Genomic DNA, 17,682 nt, shown 5'->3' on the forward strand with positions numbered 1-17,682 from the left:
CATCGACGACGCCGCGGCTCGGCCGGTGGCCGGCCGATCGGCTACGACCGCACCGCCTACCGCCGCCGCAACGTCATCGAACGGACCTTCAACCAGCTCAAGGCCTGGCGCGGCATCGCCACCCGCTACGACAAACACGCCACCGTCTTCCACGGCGCGGTCGTCTTCGCCTCGATCCTGCTCTGGCTACGGGATTGAGAGACGCGCCCTAGCGCTCGGGGGCGTCCCGGCCCCGGTGCCCGCTCCCGCGGACCGGGGACGTGAGGGCGAGTTCCTCGGCCCGGCGGACCGCAGCACGCCGGTTGTTCACGGCGAGCTTCGCGTAGATGTTCTTGGTGTGCGTGCGCACCGTGTTGAGGGACACCACGAGCTCGCGGGCGATGTCGGGGCCGGCCAGGTCGGTGGCGAGCAGCCGGAGGACGTCCAGTTCCCGGGCGCTCAGCGGGTCGACCAGGCCCCGCTGGAGGGGCACCCGGCCGTCGGCGCCGTCGAAGGCGGCGACGAGGCGGCGGACGTGGCCGCCGTCGGGCCCCCGCTCCCCGGCGGCTCGCAGCAGCGCGGCCATGGGCGCACCCTCGTCCACGAAGACCCGGACGTGGCCCTCGGGCGCGGCGAGCGCCAGGGCGCGGCGGAGCGAGGCGATGGCGGCGGACAGGTCACCGCGCACCTGCGACGCCAGCGCCTGGACGACCAGGACGTCGATGAGACCGCCGGTCCTCGCCCCGGCCTCCGCCGCCGCCAGCAGACGCCGCAGGAGGCCGGTCGCCTCCTTGATCGTGCGCTCGTCCCGCTCGGCCGTGTACCGGCCCACCAGCGCCCGGGCCAGCGTGACGTGCTCGAACTCGCGCACGTAGCCGAGCTCGTCGTCGGAGGAGAGCCCCCGGTCCCGGGCCCACCCGAGCGCCTCGGCCCACCGTCCCTGCGAGATCCAGACGCGGGCCCGGAGCGCAGCCACCGGGCGCACGTCCGGGGAGAAGTCCCCGACGTAGAGGCGCTCGGCCTCGTCGAGCAGGCCGAGGGCCGCGTCCGGATCCCCCTCGGCCGCGCGGATCCGTGCCATGACGACCCGCCGGCGGTAGCGGTTTTGCGGCAGTCCGGCGTGCTCGCCCAGGTCGCGGCTCAGCTGGAGGTGCCGCCGGGCGCCGTCGAGGTCGTTCCTCTCGCACAGCAGCGCGCCCACGCCCACGTGCATGTCCGCCGCGCCCCTGAGCGGGGGATCGACGCGTCCGGCCAGCCGCAGTCCCTCCTCGAACGTGCTCATGGCCGCCCGGAGACGGCCCTGTGCGACGGCGATGTCGGCCAGCACGAGGGCGCCCCCGAGCACGTCGGAGTGGTGTCCGGCCCTCGCCAGACCCGCGGTGGCATCGGTGTACCAGCGGCGTGCGGTGTCGAGATCGCCACCGGTCCAGTACGCCAGTCCCAGCAGCGCCGCCGCCGCGCCCCGCGTGAGGTGGTCGTCCTCGACGGCGAGGTCCCGTGCCCGCCGGGCGTGCGCCGTCGTGGCCGCGACGTCGCCGAGGACGAGGGCCCGGCCGGCGCGGTACATGGCGATCTCGCTCGGCAGCGAGCGGTATCCGGCCCGGTCGACGACGACCACGTCGGCGGAGGGTGCCCCGGCGTCCTGCTCGTCGAGCAACCGCTCCACGGCGTCCAGCCGCTCCTGCACCCCCTCGAGCTCACCCCGGGACATCAGGGAGCCGACGTACCCGATGGCGAGCACGGGCCTGCGCCGGAGGAGTTCCTCGGGGAGGGCCTCGAGCCAGCGCCGCAGCGTCGCCTCCTGCCGCGCCCGGCGCAGGGCGGGCACGGCAAGCTCGACGAGCGCCGCAGCTCGCTCGACGTCCCCGGCGTCCAGGGCGTGCTGGACCGCCTCGGCGGGCTCGCCGTGGTGCTCGTACCACTCGCTCGCGCGGCGGTGCAGGTCGGAGAGGCGCTCGGGTTCCTCCTCCCGCAGGCGCGCACGCAGCACGTCGGCGAACAGGTGGTGGTAGCGGTACCACCGGCGGCGGTCGTCCAGCGGGACGAGGAAGAGACCGGCCCGGTCGAGGGCCTCGAGGGTGGCCCTGCCGCCGTCCTGACCGGTCACGGCCTCGCACAGTCCGCCGCTGAGCCGGCTCAGGACGGACGTCCGCAGGAGGAAGGTCCGGACCTCCTCGGACTGCCGCTCCAGGACCTCCTCCACCAGGTAGTCGACGACGTAGCGGTCGTCCCCGGCGAAGCCCTCGATGAAGCCGGCGGCGTCCTGCCGGCCCTGCAGGGAGAGAGCCGCCAGCTGCAGGGCCGCGATCCACCCCTCGGTGCGCTGCTCCAGCGTGGCGACGTCCCCGGGCGTCAGCTCCAGCCCCATCCCGTGCTCGAGGTACGCCGCGGCCTCGTCCCGGGTGAAGCGCAGATCGGCGACCCGCACCTCGACGAGGTCCGCGCGAGCCCGCAACCGGGCCAGCGGGAACGAGGGGTCGGCCCGGGTGGCGATCACCAGGTGGGCCTGTGGGGGCAGGTGTGCGAGCAGGAACGCCATCCCGTCCTGGACGTCGCGCGCCACGACGAGGTGGTAGTCGTCGAGCACCAGGACGACGTCGTGCGGGAGGCCGGCGAGGTCGTTGAGCAGGCTGGACAGGACCGCTTCCGTCGACGACCGCGCCGACCGGAGGAGAGCCAGCGCGCCCGTCCCTACCGTGGGCTCCGCCCCCTGCAGCGCGGTCACGACGTAGGTCCAGAACAGCGCCGGGTCGTTGTCGCGCGCGTCGAGCGAGAGCCACGCCACCGACCGCGCCCCGGCCGGACCGGTGGACAGCCACTCCGCGAGCGCCGTCGTCTTGCCGAACCCGGCTGGGGCCGACACCAGCGTCAGCGCCGACTCGGCCGCACGGCCCAGGCGCTCGGTCAGCCTCGGACGGGGCAGGAGGCCGCGTCGCACCCGCGGGACGTGGAACTTCGTCTCGAGCAGCGGGCCTGCCATGACCACCTCGTCGGGGGGACCACCTCGTCGGGAGGACCGGCTCGCGCCGTCGACACCCGGACCGGCTGCCGGCGGCGCGACGGTGGGTTGCGGGAGCCCATCGTGTCAGCCGGGGCCGCTCCGTGTCGATCACCCCGCGACGGCCCGTCGGTCGCGGTGACCCCGGCCACCGGCGTCGCGCTCGCGCGGCCGGGACCTGCTTGTGGAGCACCCCGTGGCCGAGGACCCTGGCTCCTCACAGGCGGCGGCAGCGGTGTCGACCGACGACGTGGGGAGTTGCGCATGCCCACCGAGGTGGCCTTCTCCAGCATCGGGACCATCGACGCCGCGACGACCCTGGGTCACGTGCCGACGGATCTCTACCAGCGCATCTAGGTCCTGGCGGACTGCCGGTTCAGCTCGGACTCGACCGTGGAGATCACCCTCGTCCTCGAGGAGGCCGGTGGCGCGCCCGGGCGCCTCGATCGCTACCTCCTCGACCCGGGGGAGTCGGTTCAGCGGGTCTACGAGGTCCCCGGTACGGGCCTCGTGGTCCAGGCGACGCCCCTGCACCCCGGGTCCTGCCCCGTCGACGTGTAGATCCGGGGCTACCGGCTCCCGGGCGAGTAGTCCCCCAGGCCCTGGTCGTGGACCGGACCGGCTGGCACCGCCGGCCGGTGCACCCGAGCCGGAGGCCGGTCCCGGCCAGACGCGCCACGACGCCTGCACCGGCGCCACCACGGGGGTTGTGCTCGCACGGGCCGGCCCACGACCCTGTGTCGCCGGAGCACCTGCCGGTCCCGAGTTCACCGAACCGTCCGACGGCAGCCGCCGGCTGACCATCCGCTCCGGCTGGGACGGGGCCGCGGCCACGTCCCCGGACCCCGTCCGACAGCACCGCCCCCCGTCCGGGGCCGCCTGGGCGGTTCCCCCTGCGGACGCCCCATCCTCACGAGACCGACGGAGGCACGACATGGGCACGATCACGACCGGCGACGGCACCGAGATCTTCTACAAGGACTGGGGCACCGGTCAGCCGATCGTCTTCAGCCACGGCTGGCCGCTGTCGGCCGACGACTGGGACGCGCAGCTGATGTTCTTCCTGGCCCAGGGCTTCCGGGTCGTCGCGCACGACCGGCGGGGGCACGGCCGTTCGACCCAGACCGGCGACGGGCACGACATGGACCACTACGCCGACGACCTGGCCGCGCTGACGGCGCACCTCGACCTGCGCGACGCCGTGCACGTCGGTCACTCGACGGGCGGCGGCGAGGTCGCGCGCTACCTCGGCCGGCACGGTGAGGACCGCGTCGCGAAGGCCGTGCTGATCAGCGCGGTGCCGCCGCTCATGGTGCAGACCGAGACCAACCCCGGCGGCGTGCCCAAGAGCGTGTTCGACGACATCCAGACCCAGGTCGCGACCAACCGGACGAGGTTCTACCGCGACCTGCCGTCGGGGCCGTTCTACGGGTACAACCGGCCGGGCGCCGAACCGTCCGAGGCGATCATCGAGAACTGGTGGCGGCAGGGGATGACGGGCGGCGCGAAGGCCCACCACGACGGCGTCGTCGCCTTCTCCCAGACCGACTTCACCGACGACCTGCGGAAGATCACGGTGCCGGTCCTGGTGATGCACGGCGACGACGACCAGGTCGTGCCGTACGAGAACTCGGCGCCGCGGTCCGCGGAGCTCCTGCAGAACGGGACGCTGAAGACCTACGCCGGCTTCCCGCACGGCATGCCGACGACGGAGGCCGAGACCATCAACGCCGACCTGCTGGAGTTCATCCGCTCCTGACCTCCGCCGCCGGCCCGGGTCACCCCCGGGCCGGCGACGGTGACCGCCGGGCTCAGGCGAGCGTGGCCGTGTCGATGACGAAGCGGTAGCGCACGTCGGAGGCGAGGACGCGCTCGTAGGCCTCGTTGACCTGCTCCACGCCGATCGTCTCGACCTGCGCGGCGATGCCGTGCTCGGCGCAGAAGTCGAGCATCTCCTGGGTCTCGCGGATGCCCCCGATGGTCGAGCCGGCGAAGGAGACGCGCCGCGGGATCAGCGAGAAGGCGCGCACCGACTGCGGGTGCTCCGGTGCGCCGACCAGGACCATCGTGCCGTCGACGTCCAGCAGCGACAGGTAGGCGTCCACGTCGATCGACGCGCTGACGGTGTTGAGGACGAGGTCGAAGGAGGCCGCCAGCCGGCGGAAGGTGTCCGGGTCGCTCGTCGCGAAGTAGGCACCCGCCCCCAGCCGCAGGCCCTCCTCCTGCTTCTTCAGCGACTGCGACAGCACGGTGACCTCCGCGCCCATGGCGGAGGCCAGCTGCACGCCCATGTGGCCCAGCCCGCCGAGGCCGACGACGGCGACCCGCGTCCCCGGCTCGGCGCCCCAGTGCCGCAGCGGGGAGTAGAGGGTGATGCCGGCGCACAGCAGCGGGGCGGCGACGTCGAGCTCGAGGCCGTCCGGGATGCGCAGGACGAAGTCCTCGGTGACGACGATGGCCTGGGAGTACCCGCCCTGGGTGGGCACGCCGTCCTTGCCCACGCCCCCGTAGGTCTGGATGTTCCCCTCGACGCAGTACTGCTCGTCGCCGCGCCGGCAGAACCGGCACTCCCCGCACGAGTCGACCATGCAGCCGACGCCGACCCGGTCACCCACGGCGAACCTCGTGACCTCGGAGCCCACCTCGGCCACGACGCCGGCGATCTCGTGGCCGACGACGATCGGGTACCGCGTGGCACCCCACTCGCCGCGGGCGGTGTGGATGTCGGAGTGGCAGATGCCGGCGTACCTGATGTCGATGCGGACGTCGCGCGGGCCGACGTCGCGACGCTCGATGGTGGTCGGCGTCAGCGGGTCGGTCGCGGACGTGGCGGCGTAGGCCTTGACCGTGGTGGGCACGTGCTCCTCCTGGAGGGGGACGACGGGGCGGTGAGAACGGGCGGTGACGACGGGCGGGAGCCGGACAGGACGCCGACGGTACGGGCGCCGGCAGGGCGCCGTGCCCGGACCCGGACCAGCGGTGACCCGGGCCCGCGCCGGGGGGCGGAATCCCGGCGCCCGTCGGGGCGTTGCCGACAGCGTGCTGAACAGAGGAGGGCACGAGATGACGACCGAGACCGCGATCCTGGCCGGCGGCTGCTTCTGGGGTGCGCAGGACCTGCTGCGGAAGCGCCCGGGGGTGCTGTCCACCCGGGTCGGGTACTCGGGCGGTGACACCCCCCACGCCACCTACCGCAACCACGGCGACCACGCCGAGGCCGTCGAGATCGTCTTCGATCCCGCGGTGATCTCGTTCCGCGAGTTGCTGGAGTTCTTCTTCCAGATCCACGACCCGTCGACCCGGGACCGCCAGGGCAACGACGCGGGCCGGAGCTACCGCTCGGCGATCTTCTACACCAGCGACGAGCAGAAGCGCGTCGCCGAGGACACGATCGCCGACGTCGACGCCTCGGGTCTGTGGCCCGGGAAGGTGGTGACCGAGGTGACGCCGGCCGGTCCGTTCTGGGAGGCCGAGGAGGAGCACCAGGACTACCTGCAGAAGTACCCGTACGGCTACACCTGCCACTTCGTGCGGCCCGGCTGGGTCCTCCCCCGCCGCGAGGCGCAGTCCACGCACTGAGGCAGCGGGGCGGTGTGTGTCCCCCCGGCACCCGCCACCCCCGGTGGTGACCGACCGGTCACCCCACAGGGCACCGTCAGGGGCCGTTCCGGATCCGTCCGGGACGGCCCCTGACGTCTCCCGGCCGTCGGGGCCCCCGCCGAGCGGCGGTGAGCCGGAACGCCCCGGGTCACTCCCAGACGCGCGCCTCGCGCTGGAACTCCTGGGGATCGCTGTGCAGGGGGATGACGCAGAGCAGGTGCCCGCCAGGGGCACGCAGCACCCGGCAGTCCAGCCACCGGCCGACCTGGCGCGCACCCAGGCCGAGCAGCCGTTCCGTCTCGGCCTCGACGTCGTCGGTCTCGATGTCGAGGTGGTAGCGCGCCGCGTCGTCGACCGCTTGGACCGCCACGACGAGGCCCGGGAACGCCCCCGGCAACGAGGTGAACTGCTCCTCGTCCGGCACCGGCACGGCGGGCACGCCCAGCGCCGCCGACCAGAACCCGGCGGCAGCCGGCGCGTCGTCGACCGGAGCGTCGATGAGCAGCGTGGAGAGGCGGCTGCGGTGCACGGCCGGACCGTAGCAACGCCTGCCTCGACACCCGGTCCTCCGGGCCGTGGGGCACCGGCGTACCGGCACCAGCACGGGTCCGCCGGAGGTGGTCGTCGGCGGGGCTCTTCTCGCCGGCACCCTCGCCCTCCTCCACCTGGAGGACCCGGAGCAGGCCGCCGCGGTCGTCCCGCTGTTCCGCGGCGTCGGGCCGTCGGGCGGGCCGACGAGCAGTACGTCATCACCGAGGCGTCCGACTTCTCCGTCGCCCGGTTGCTCGGCGTGAACTACGCCCCCGAGCTCGCCCGGGCCCGGGGCAGCGGCGGGGACCAGCAGGTCCCGCTCGACCGCCGGGACCGGGGCGGGCGCGGAGCCGGGGTGGCGCAGCAGGATCAGAAGACCGTGTACCCGCCGTCGACCACGAGCACCGAGCCGGTCACGAAGGACGACGCCGGGCTGGCCAGGTACAGCACCGCCGGGGCGATCTCCTCCGGTGCCGCCGCGCGTTGCTGCGGGGTGTCGTCGACCCAGTGGCGCCTGAACCGCGGCTCGTCGATCGGCGTCATCTCCGTGCGGACGTAGCCCGGGGCGACCGCGTTGACCCGGACGCCGTGCGGGGCCCACTCAGCGGCCAGCGACTTCGTCAGGTGGTGCACCGCGGCCTTCGAGGCGTTGTAGGCCGGCTGCCACTGCGGCCGGTTCACGATCTGCCCGGACATCGACCCGATGTTGACGATCACGCCGCCCCCGGCGGCGACCATCTGTCCGCCGAAGACCTGGCACCCGTTCCAGACGCCGTCCACGTTGACCCGCATGACCTCATTCCACTCGTCCTCGGTCACCTCCAGCGCCGGCCGGTGGACGCACACGCCGGCGTTGTTGACCAGCACGTCGACCCGCCCCAGGTCCGCCGCGATCCGCTCAGCGACCGCGACGACGGACCCCCGGTCGCCGACGTCGGCCCGGAAGGCCCGCGCCCGCAGGCCCGCGGTGGTCAGCTCGTCGACGACCGTGCCGTTCGCGACCTCGTCGCGGGCCACGACGGCGACGGTCGCGCCCGCCTCCCCGAGCGCGTGCGCGAAGGCCCGCCCCAGGCCGCGGTTCCCACCGGTGACGACGGCGACCTTGCCGTCCAGACGGAAGCTGTCCAGGACCGTCATGGGCCCAGACTCCACCGGGTGGCGGGGCGCCGCAGGTCGGCGGCCGGGCGCGACGGACGTGACGCCCGGGACGGACGGGGCGCGGTGCCGCCTGGTGGGGGGCGGCGCGCGCACGATGGGTGCGTGCCCGCCCGACCGGACGCCGTCGCCGTCCTGCCCGCCGCCCCGGGGGTGTACCGCTTCCGGGACGGCGCCGGGCGCGTGCTCTACGTCGGCCGCGCCACGGACCTGCGCCGCCGCGTCGGCTCCTACTGGGGCGACCTGCGCGACCGCCGCCACCTGCGACGGATGGTGACCGGCGTCGCCCGGATCGAGGCGCTGGTCTGCGACTCGGTGCACGAGGCCGCGTGGGCCGAACCAACCTGCTCGAGCGGTCACTCCCGCCGTGGAACCGCATCCCCGGTGGCCTGGAGACACCCGTACGGATCCGGCTGGACCCCTCACCGGACGCGCCGGCCCTCGACGTCGTCCACGACCGGCGACCGGCGCCGGGGGTCCGCCTCTTCGGCCCCTACCTGGGCAGCCGGAAGGTGCGGTCGGCCGTCTCCGGGCTGGGTCGTGTCCACCCGCTCGGCCACGCCGGCCCGGCGCGGACCCCCTGCGAGCGGGAACTGGCGCGGGTGCGGGGGTTGGAGGACACCTCCGTCCCGGAGCTCGCCGCCGCGCTGACGGCCGTGCTCGACCGCGAGCCCGGGGCGGTCGCCGCTGTGCTCGCGGCGCTGGCCGCCCGGCGGGACGCCGCGGCCCGGGCGCAGGCCTACGAGGCGGCCGCCCGCCTGCAGGAGGAGATCGAAGCCGTCGAGTGGGTGGTCGCGCCGCAGCGGGTCACCGCGTCCGGACCGGAGGGCGACCGGGACGTCACCGGCTGGACGGGCGACGTGCTGGTGCGGCTGCGCATCCGGGGCGGCCGGGTGCGCGGGTGGGACCAGGAGACCTGCACCCGTGGCTCGTCGGGGACCCGGGCGCCGGCCGGCTGGGCGACGTTCCTCCGCCGCAACGCCGAGCTGGCCGCCCGGCTCGTCGCGGTGCCCGTCGGCTGAGCCCGCCCCTGCTCCGCACCTGCACGGGGTGCCGGCCCACCAGCACGCGAACCGTGCGGACCACCCGCTCCGGCGGCCCGCGACCGGCTCGCCCCTCACGAGGGGGCAGCGCTCCTAGGGTGACCGTCATCCGAGCGGGTGGACGGCTCGGCCCGCAGCACCGTCGATCGACGAGGAGACGCCGTGAGAGTGCTCGTGCTCGGTGCCGGCGGCAAGACGGGCGGTGCCGTGGTCCAGCGGGCGCAGACCGCCGGGCACCAGGTCATCGCCTTCGTCCACCACGCCGGCGGCTACGACCGCCCGGCCGGGGTGGACGTCGCGGAGGGAGACGCGACCGACGCGGACGCCGTGGCCGCCGCCGTGGCGGGACAGGACGCCGTGATCGACACGATCGGCGGCAGGACGCCGTACAGGTCGAACACCACGCTGGAGGCCGACGTGGCCAGAGCCGTCATCGCCGCCATGACCCGTTCCGGCGTCCGCCGGCTGCTGGTCACCTCGAGCGTCGGCGTGGGCGACAGCCTGGCCAACGGCACTCTGGGCCTGCGGGTCCTGCTCACGACCTTCCTGCGCGGCTCGACCGCGGACAAGGCGGCCATGGAGCGAGCCGTCACGGCCAGCGGGTTGGACTGGACCATCGCGCGCCCGGCGATCCTGACCGACAGGCCGGCCACCGGCACCGTCCGGACCCTCGACCCCGCCACCGGGGAGAAGGCCCGCAGGATCTCCCGCGGCGACCTGGCCGCCTGGCTGGTCGCCCAACTGGACGACCGCGACAACGTGCGCCGAGCAGTCACCCTGGCGACCAGCTGAGTTCCGCCGACCCGGGACCCGGCCAGAAGACCGCCTGCACCGCGACGCTCCCGGGGGAGGAGCGGGTGCGCCGCGGTCACCGCGGCGTGGTCGCGCCGATCAGGAATCGGTAGCGGACCCTCGATCTGCCGGCCGAGGACCGCTCGGACCTCCACCTGACCGTCGACACGGCCGTCCCCGGTGACGGCCAGCAGCTCGACGAGGTGAGCTCGTCGGGCTTGGATTCCGCCGGCACCCACCACCGCCTGTCCTGAGAGGTACCTCGGTAGCACGAGGGGAACACGCAGGTCCCCGGCTGCCGTCGGGATCTGGATCCCCTGGGACACCGGCTCCTGCGCACCTCCGACGTGTGCGCTACGCGTTTCCTCGTGGCAGGACCCATCGGTGCTCGAACGCGAGCACCTCGGCGGCGATCTCGAAGTCGCTGTCGTAGTGCAGGACCGTCATCCCGTGCTCGGCAGCCAACACCGCGGTCAACAGGTGGGCGATGCCCACCGCTCGGTGCCGCCCGCTCCGAGCCAGGGCGCGCTGCGCGTCGAACGCACGGCGCCAGTGGACGTCGTCGGTCGGCAGGTACTCGTACGCCTCGCGGCGGTCGGCCCGCACCTGCTCGTACTCCGCCGGGCTCCGCGCACTGTAGAGCGCCTCGGCATCCAGGGGGGCGCAGGTGGACACCAGGCCGCCGGTGATCAGCGGCTCAACCGGTCGGCGACGGCGGCCAGCCGCATCCGGGCCGCCGCGCTGGTGTCGATGAGGAAGCGGGCGATCACCGCCACACGTCAGCCCGCTCCGCGGGGTCCGTCAACGCCTCGAGCCCACCCTCACGCAGCCAGGCCACCTGACGCGCTCGCGCCCCTGCGCTCGCCGCCTGCCGCAACGCGGCGCGGACGGTGTCCGACACCCCGGTGGTGTTCAACTCGTTCCGGGCGGCGACCAACAGTTCGTCGTCGAGGTCGATCAAGCGCTTCGTCACCGGGAAACCCCTCCCGCTTGCATATACACGGACCCCCGAGAGTATGTGCCACTCACGACTCCGGAGACCTCCGGCCGGTTCCGCCGGCGCCGGATCCAGGGGCGTGGCCGCCGCCCGGCCCCAGCCGGCCCGCGAGGTCGCCGTTCGAGCCCGAGGCCCGGGTCACGCACGGCCCCCTCTGCCCCGCACCTGTCCTCAGCTGCCGCCGAGCCGGGCAGAACACTCGCCCCGTCGGCCCGAGGCCCTCGACGTCGTCGACCTCCCCGACCCCGTCCCCGGCGACGACCACCAGCTCCACGAGGTCTCGGCGTCCGGCGTCGACCCCGCTGGTGCTCACCGGCTGACCCGAGAGGTACCTCAGCAGTGGAGGAGCACAGGCAGCTCTCGGCCTCGCGGGGCTCCACCCTCCCCTCGGACACCGCATCGCGTTCGACGTCGCGCTGCTCGCCCTCGCCGGCCGATGCTCGCCGGCCGATGCGCGCCAGCTGCCCGGCACACCGAGTCGTCCTCGGCGACCCCTCGGGCCACCCGCGTGCGGTTGGACCTGCAGCACATGCGCCGCAGCGTCCGGATCCTGCGATGCCCCCGGTGGAGAGCCAGCGGCCTCGGTCCGTGCAGGGCGGCGCTGACCCCGACAGCACCCATGACGGTGACCTCACGGAGTCGGGGTGGAGGGTGCGTGAGCGCTTCTCCTACGGGAGCACGCGTGCGAGCTGGTCCCTGTTCGGGCAGAACGGGCGATCGTCGCCGTCCCAGAGCAGCGGCACGAAGAACGCCTGCCGCTCACCACCAGGACTGAACCGTCCGTGCGAGACCAGCAGGTTCGGCGTCACCAGTGACGGATGCCCAGCACTCGAGATGCCCGGCAGCATGCCACTTCTCAGCACGGCATGGCCTTGCGTCGCCAGATCCGTCAGACTGCCGTCCGCCTCTTCGCGAATGGCCCCGACAGCATATGTGTCGTCCTTGTAGCTGCCGAAACTGTCCAGGTAGTAGGGGCTGCCGCCCGGGGACACCAGTCCACCGATGGGCGCCTCGATGCAGTGCCAGTCGACCGTTTCGCCGGCGGCCCAGTCCCGTTTGCCGATCTGCCAGGGCATCGAGCGGTCGCGCTCGTACATCTGCACGTCCGAGCTGGGTTTGACGAGTACGCGCGGAGCCGAGACGGGCCGAGCGAGGTCTGGGCTCAGTTTCACCTCGACGATCCCCACGCCGACGCGCGCTTCGTTCCAGAATTCCACGACGTATGCGAGGAAGTGTTCGGGACGACCCGATTGCCGGTCGTACTTCTGGTAGACGTCCGCATCGATGGCGAACTCCGTCTCCAGTTCCAGGGGGATCTCGCCCTGGTCGATGAACGGCCCTTCCGGCCTGTCGGCCACCGCCCGGCGCAGCCGATGGCCGATGTCCGCATCCGGCTGGTGAGGCGCGCTGCGGGAGTAGAACATGGTGAACTGCCTCGCCGATGCGTCGTACACCACGCAGGGAGCCCAGTGCTGGCTCATCGGTGCATCCGCGTGCAGCGCCTTTCCGAGATACTCGAACTGGCGCAGGTCGCGACTTCCATAGACCGCGATCCGGTCACCCTCGGGAGAGACGTCCGTGTGATAGAGGTAGTACGGAAAACTGCTGGCAGATGATGGAGGGACCGCCAGCAGATACGGGTCACCCTGATCTGTGGCGTCGGGCGCCGGATCAGGAATGATCGGCTTGTAGAAGTCGTCGATCCCGAGACCCGCGAAGTCGCTATTCCTGCCTGCCTGCACGGGCGCCGACTCTAGCGTGACGGCTGATCAGGTGCCACTCCGCTGCCATGTCAATCACGTTGCCGGACGTATTCGGGCCTTGGTCGGCCCAGAACTCATTTGCTCCTTCCCCGCGCCTGTGCAGAAGGCGCGGGGCGTCCACCACGGGACGGGCCACCGGAGGGACCCGGCCGGCAGGCGCCCCACCGCTCGAGACGATCGCCTGGTGGAATGCGCCCGGGTCCCGGCGCTCCGCCCTGACTCGCGACCACGAGCGGTCGAGCTCGGTGGGATGCGCGATCCGTGGATCGGGCGCAGAGCGTGCGCGGCGATCTCCCAGGAGCTCGGCCACCGGGGTCCCCCGCCCGGGAGAGAGGTGGCGTGCTCACAGGGACGGGTCGCCCTCCGGCACTTCGGTCGCGACCACCTCGGCCACCTCCGCGTCCCCGCCGGACAACCCCTCGGCCTGCTCGTGCTCGTCGTGGAACGCCAACCAGCGCATCCCGAGCGCCTCCCGCTGCTCGTCGTCGACGGCCTCCTTGAACGGAGGGAAGAAGTCCGTCTCCTCCTCGGCCATGTGGTCGGCGTTGACCTGGCGCGTGGTGCGCACCGCCTCCCACCACGCCTCGCTGCCGACCTCGTGCTCCCCGACGGCGGCCGCGGCGTGCCGGATCTCGTTGTGGTCGTGCACACCCTCCGCCGTCTCCTCCTCGCCGTCGGCCTCCTGGGCGAGCAGGGGGTAGAACAGCTGTTCCTCGGCGACGGCGTGGACCTCCAGCTTGGCGTGCAGGGCCTCCCACGCGGCAGCGAGCTCCTGACCGGACAGGTCCTCGAGCGCCGCGAACTCCCGCCGGAACACCTCGTGCTCGGCCAGGACGAGGGCGGTGATCTCGAAGTCGGACACGGCGGACATCTACCCGTACCGAGGGGAGCTAGGCCGGCGGGGCAGGCCGGGCGCTCCAGGGCTGACACCGCCGCTCCCGGTCGGCCGGGCCCACCGTCGTCCGACTGACCTCAGCAGGCGCCGGACTACGGGACCTGGCGGTTCGACGCGGAACGTCTTCCGGACCCGGCGAGGGTGAGCGAGCAGCTCCACGCCTGGGGTTGCTCGGTGATGCCGTGGCTCGTCCGGCTTCGTCAGCCCGGACTCCGCCACCCTTCGTGATCTGGAGTCCCGACGCCTCCTGCTCCGCGACAGGGACGGGTGCACTGCGGTGCGCCGGTGGTGGAACGGGCTGAGCGCGCTCCTCGACGTGAGCGACTCGTGGGCGGTCGCGTGGCTGACGGACCGACTGGGCGCCCTCGTCGCCGAGACCGGTGTCGACAGATCCGAGCTCGACGGCGGCGACGTGAGCGACGACCGGGCGGACGACAGCACGGTCGGCTCAGCTCAGCCCGTGGACATGTGCGCGGCCCGGCCGCGAGTCGGCCTCTGCGACGGTCGCCGTCCCCTGCGGCCCGTGCAGCATCCCGCGGTTCTCCCGAGTGCCAGGAGCGGCTGCGACCGGTTCCGTCGCCGCACCGGTGGAGCCACCCACCGGACGCCCGCGAGGGGCTGAGCGGATGACCACCGCCCACGGCCGCGCCGCCCTGGCAGGCCGTCCTGGGCAGGCCGATCCCGCGAGAGCAGTCAGGAGACAGCAGGAGGACTGATGCCGAGACAGTCGACAGCGGAACTCCATCCACGGACAGCCGCCCTGAACGGCGACCCACCGCACGGGCGGACACGGCCTCCGGCCCGCCGACGTGGTGCTCGCACGCCCGGCCAGCCCGATTCCCACGACGAGCCCCGTAGTCGGGGATGGATCGCGTGCGCGCCCGCTCGGTGCCCGGCTGATCACCCAGGCGCTACGCAGCGCAGTCCCGTCCTGCTGCACCATCGACTAGCGCGACCCGTCGGTCGCGGCCACTCAACCCCCTGCAGGGCCCGGCCACTGGAGCCGCATCTCCAGCAGGGCGTCGAGGGCGAAGGACTCGCCATCGCGAGCACCCTTCCCCACCTGGCGCGGCGGAGGGGTCGGTTGGATCTCGACGGTCCGCCAGCGGCCGAAGGGCACCGGCGCCACGACGAGGACGTAGTAGCTGCCGTCCACCCCCACGCCCACTGAGCGGTCGCGGAGCAGGTACCACCCCTCGACGCCCGTGCGGTAGCGCCCACGTCCGGACCACGGACGAGCCGTCAGCTCCTCGGTCGCCAGACCCGCCTCCGTCGCCTGCGCCACGAACCGATCGACCAAGACCTGGGCCTTCGCCGATTCCTCCTCGTCACTGCGCCGCTGCGCCTCGATGTGGTAGTTGGCACGGTCGGTTTGGTCGACCCGACGCTGCGCCGCATCCTCGGCCATCGCACTCTCCATCCTCAGAGGGGCGGTCTGCTCCACGACGTCCTCGACGAGCCCTCTCCCTCGCTCGCGGACGGCGCGTGACGGTCGGCCGCGAGGGGTGGCCCCTGCGCTCGTCGCCGTCTGGATCACCTCGTGGGCAGGTGGCGACATCCGGATGGGCGTCCGTTCGCGGAGCCGGGGCAGGGCACTTGTCCCCGGCCGCTCGTCCACGGACGGGGTTGCCCAAGCCCGGACGAGACCTAACGAGGCACCACGAGGCGCTCCGGCCGACGTGTGTCCGAACGCAACGGCGGCCGCGAGCACTCGGCAGACGGACTCGGTGGCGCGACGTGGTGTCACATCTCGAACGCTCGTTCCGGGCACGTGATCGCACGCATGCCGATCCGTCCGCACCTCGTGTGGGCCCGAGCACTGCCTTCCCGCATGCCCTACCTAGCCTGACGGGCATGCGAGCCGTGCAGATCACCCGCTTCGGCGGCCCCGAGGTCCTCGACGTCGTCGACCTCCCCGATCCCGTCCCCAGCCACGGCCAGCAGCTCTACGAGGTGAGTGCCGCAGGAGTCAACGTCGCCGACACCCACCACCGGCTGTCGTGCAACTGACCTGAAGCGGACCGGAACTGCTGCGGCGGCCATCCCACCGCCGGGATGCCACAGCTCGTCCGCGCCAGCACAGAGACTCCCGGCTCCACGTCGCGAGAGTGCCGCCGCGCCGTCAGATGTCGGGGCTGTACGTCGCGATCAACTCCGCATACCGGCGGGCCCCAACACCCGAGGACACATCACCGATCCGGAGCACGGTCAGCCCGAGGTACCCCCACGTCTCGAAGGCCTGGTCGATGTTGTCCCAGCCCTCCTCGGACGCGACCCCGCCGGCGAGCGCGTTCTCGCCCTTGAGTTCGACGCCGGCGCGGAACGCGTAGTCGCCGATCCACTGCACCAGGGTCTGGGCCAACGAGTGCGCCTCCGGACCGGGCTGGTCGTCCATCTCCAGCGCGGTGAAGTGCATGACCACCTCGCGGGGGCCGCCGTCGAACCGGTTGGCCAGCTCGACGACTCGCTGGTAGCCGTGCCCGGTCGCCCAGGAGTCGAGGTCGATGCTGGTCTGGATCAGGCCGGTGGTCACCTCGGCGGCCCGGGGATGGGCGGGGTTGGTCATCGACCAGTGAATTCCCGGCACCTTGTAGCCGATGTCGGCATCCGGGAAATCCTCGCCGAGGGAGTCGATGACCGTCCACAGCACACGCTCGCCGTGCTCGACGAGCGAGCCGTTGTACCAGTCCACGAAGTCGCGGCCGTACTGCGTGTCCAGGTAGTCCAGGCCGGCGAAGAAGGCATCGGCGTCCGCTGGCGGGCCGATCTCCTGCACCGACGCGAGGTCGGTCCCCCAGGCGCGGTTGATCGCCTCCAGGGAGCCGTACCGGTGCAGCATCTGACTGCGGAGGTCCTGCACGGCCAACGGGGAGTAGGCCTGCACGGCGCCCCGGGTCGGGTAGCCAGTGCCCTCGTCGTGCTGGTTGTAGGAGGGGTACCTCAGCTCGCCGGACGGTCCGAGCGAGACATTGACCTCGACCACCTCGTCGGCGTAGACGTCCCCGTACTGCTGCTCGAAGGCCCGGGTGAAGTCGCGGTACTCGTTCATGACCACCTGGTCGGCCCAGCCCTGCACGCTCTCGACGCTGTAGTTCCCTTGCTCGCTCTGGTGCTGGAGTCCCGTCGGACCGAGCTCGATGCCGCGGTAGGTGACGCCGGCGTACTTGGGCCACAGCCACGACGGCAGCAGGCTGGTGTAGTCGTCACCGACGTTGCCGCCGGCCTGGTGGAAGGACAGGATCGGCGCGAGGTCGAGGCCCTTGGACGTGATCACGTCGAAGACCCGGTCGTAGTAGCTCCAGTCGAACCGGTTGTCCGCCTCGCCCTCGACGTCGCCCCACCACACGTCGACGCTGACGGCGTCCACGCCGTAGGCGGCCACGGTCTCGAGGTCGGCCTCGAACGCTACCCAGTCGGTCACCTGGAGCGGCGCCATCACATTGGCGGTGAACTCCGGGTTGTCCAGCGCCACAGGCCCGGGAGGCACGGGGCCGTCCGCGGGCGCGGCGTGAGCGGCGCCGGCACCGGCGAGGAGCAGGCTGAGGACGGCGAGGGTGACTGTGGCGTGCCTCACAGATGGGCATCCTGCCAGCCCGCCGCGCCGGGTCACGGGTCAGTCTCCGGTCGGCATCGTCTCCCCGGCGTGTCCTGCGAGACTCGCGGTCCGGACCGGCTGCCGGCCTCGACTCGGCGCACTAGCGGCCTCGCTCGACCTCAGGTAGCACAGGACCTCGCGAGCTGTGAACGAGCAGCCGTTCTCCTGCACACGCCGCACCGCTCGGGGTCGTCCGCCGGCTCAGTGCGAGGCGGCCGGATTGACTCGCCGGCAGAGTCCCGGGCCGCATGGACCTGCACCGCGGCCCCGTGCGGGCGCTCAGCCAGCTCGCTCGACCGAAGGGTCCGGGTGAGCGAGTTGTCGCGGTCTACGC

General features: G+C 72.9%; 16 protein-coding genes and 1 pseudogene. 7 read left to right on the forward strand and 10 right to left on the reverse strand.

The features are described 5' to 3' along the window. Positions 1-198, forward strand: a pseudogene (locus BM165_RS17610) (IS5/IS1182 family transposase); the annotation flags it as partial. A 10-nt stretch (positions 199-208) separates the two neighbouring features. Here BM165_RS17610 and BM165_RS17615 read toward each other — a convergent pair. After that, positions 209-2,959, reverse strand: a complete 2,751-nt coding sequence (locus tag BM165_RS17615; protein ID WP_075015074.1) for a winged helix-turn-helix domain-containing protein — start codon at positions 2,957-2,959, stop codon at positions 209-211. A 411-nt stretch (positions 2,960-3,370) separates the two neighbouring features. On the opposite strand from BM165_RS17615, the gene BM165_RS24895 reads away from it, so the two are divergent. Together BM165_RS24895 and BM165_RS17620 are read left to right on the forward strand one after the other, a co-directional pair. Further along, positions 3,371-3,538, forward strand: coding sequence for a hypothetical protein (locus tag BM165_RS24895; protein WP_177225240.1), 168 nt, complete (start codon positions 3,371-3,373; stop codon positions 3,536-3,538). Between the two features lie 373 nt (positions 3,539-3,911). Next, entirely contained in the window at positions 3,912-4,736 is an 825-nt protein-coding gene (locus BM165_RS17620) for an alpha/beta fold hydrolase (RefSeq protein WP_075014870.1), read from the forward strand. A 52-nt stretch (positions 4,737-4,788) separates the two neighbouring features. Here the strand turns inward: BM165_RS17620 and BM165_RS17625 are convergent, their stop codons facing one another. Continuing rightward, positions 4,789-5,835, reverse strand: a complete 1,047-nt coding sequence (locus tag BM165_RS17625) for an NAD(P)-dependent alcohol dehydrogenase (protein WP_075014871.1) — start codon at positions 5,833-5,835, stop codon at positions 4,789-4,791. Between the two features lie 205 nt (positions 5,836-6,040). On the opposite strand from BM165_RS17625, the gene msrA reads away from it, so the two are divergent. Next, complete coding sequence (gene msrA / locus BM165_RS17630; protein WP_075014872.1) at positions 6,041-6,556, forward strand: peptide-methionine (S)-S-oxide reductase MsrA; 516 nt, start codon at positions 6,041-6,043, stop codon at positions 6,554-6,556. Between the two features lie 169 nt (positions 6,557-6,725). Here msrA and BM165_RS17635 read toward each other — a convergent pair whose 3' ends face one another. Together BM165_RS17635 and BM165_RS17640 are read right to left on the reverse strand one after the other, a co-directional pair. Continuing rightward, positions 6,726-7,106, reverse strand: a complete 381-nt coding sequence (locus BM165_RS17635; protein WP_075014873.1) for a VOC family protein — start codon at positions 7,104-7,106, stop codon at positions 6,726-6,728. Positions 7,107-7,477: 371 nt separating this feature from the next. Continuing rightward, complete coding sequence (locus BM165_RS17640; protein WP_075014874.1) at positions 7,478-8,245, reverse strand: glucose 1-dehydrogenase; 768 nt, start codon at positions 8,243-8,245, stop codon at positions 7,478-7,480. Positions 8,246-8,592: 347 nt separating this feature from the next. Between BM165_RS17640 and BM165_RS24900 the strand changes: the two genes are divergently transcribed. Beyond that, positions 8,593-9,285 carry an SET domain-containing protein gene (locus BM165_RS24900; RefSeq protein ID WP_075014875.1) on the forward strand — a complete coding sequence of 231 codons (693 nt, stop codon included), beginning with the start codon at positions 8,593-8,595 and terminating at the stop codon, positions 9,283-9,285. Between the two features lie 183 nt (positions 9,286-9,468). After that, entirely contained in the window at positions 9,469-10,098 is a 630-nt protein-coding gene (locus tag BM165_RS17650; RefSeq protein ID WP_075014876.1) for an NAD(P)-dependent oxidoreductase, read from the forward strand. 354 nt (positions 10,099-10,452) lie between these two features. Here BM165_RS17650 and BM165_RS17655 read toward each other — a convergent pair whose 3' ends face one another. From BM165_RS17655 to BM165_RS17685, 5 genes are all read right to left on the reverse strand, one after another. Then, positions 10,453-10,773 carry a PIN domain-containing protein gene (locus BM165_RS17655; protein ID WP_244274308.1) on the reverse strand — a complete coding sequence of 107 codons (321 nt, stop codon included), beginning with the start codon at positions 10,771-10,773 and terminating at the stop codon, positions 10,453-10,455. 91 nt (positions 10,774-10,864) lie between these two features. After that, complete coding sequence (locus BM165_RS17660) at positions 10,865-11,071, reverse strand: DUF2191 domain-containing protein (RefSeq protein WP_075014877.1); 207 nt, start codon at positions 11,069-11,071, stop codon at positions 10,865-10,867. A 692-nt stretch (positions 11,072-11,763) separates the two neighbouring features. Then, positions 11,764-12,837, reverse strand: a complete 1,074-nt coding sequence (locus BM165_RS17670; RefSeq protein WP_075014879.1) for a family 43 glycosylhydrolase — start codon at positions 12,835-12,837, stop codon at positions 11,764-11,766. 364 nt (positions 12,838-13,201) lie between these two features. Then, positions 13,202-13,729 carry a hemerythrin domain-containing protein gene (locus tag BM165_RS17675; protein ID WP_075014880.1) on the reverse strand — a complete coding sequence of 176 codons (528 nt, stop codon included), beginning with the start codon at positions 13,727-13,729 and terminating at the stop codon, positions 13,202-13,204. Between the two features lie 997 nt (positions 13,730-14,726). Continuing rightward, positions 14,727-15,197, reverse strand: coding sequence for a hypothetical protein (locus tag BM165_RS17685; protein WP_083427475.1), 471 nt, complete (start codon positions 15,195-15,197; stop codon positions 14,727-14,729). A gap of 410 nt (positions 15,198-15,607) precedes the next feature. Between BM165_RS17685 and BM165_RS17690 the strand changes: the two genes are divergently transcribed. Then, on the forward strand, positions 15,608-15,763 hold the full coding sequence (locus BM165_RS17690; protein WP_075014882.1) for a Zn-dependent oxidoreductase: 156 nt from the start codon (positions 15,608-15,610) through the stop codon (positions 15,761-15,763). A gap of 112 nt (positions 15,764-15,875) precedes the next feature. Here BM165_RS17690 and BM165_RS17695 read toward each other — a convergent pair whose 3' ends face one another. Beyond that, the gene (locus BM165_RS17695) at positions 15,876-17,327 is read right to left on the reverse strand and encodes a family 14 glycosylhydrolase (protein WP_075014883.1); all 1,452 of its coding nucleotides are present in this window, start codon (positions 17,325-17,327) and stop codon (positions 15,876-15,878) included. Positions 17,328-17,682: the final 355 nt, after the last annotated feature.

It is taken from the genome of Geodermatophilus obscurus (assembly GCF_900115395.1).
In the GTDB taxonomy this organism is placed as follows: Bacteria; Actinomycetota; Actinomycetes; order Mycobacteriales; family Geodermatophilaceae; genus Geodermatophilus; species Geodermatophilus obscurus_B.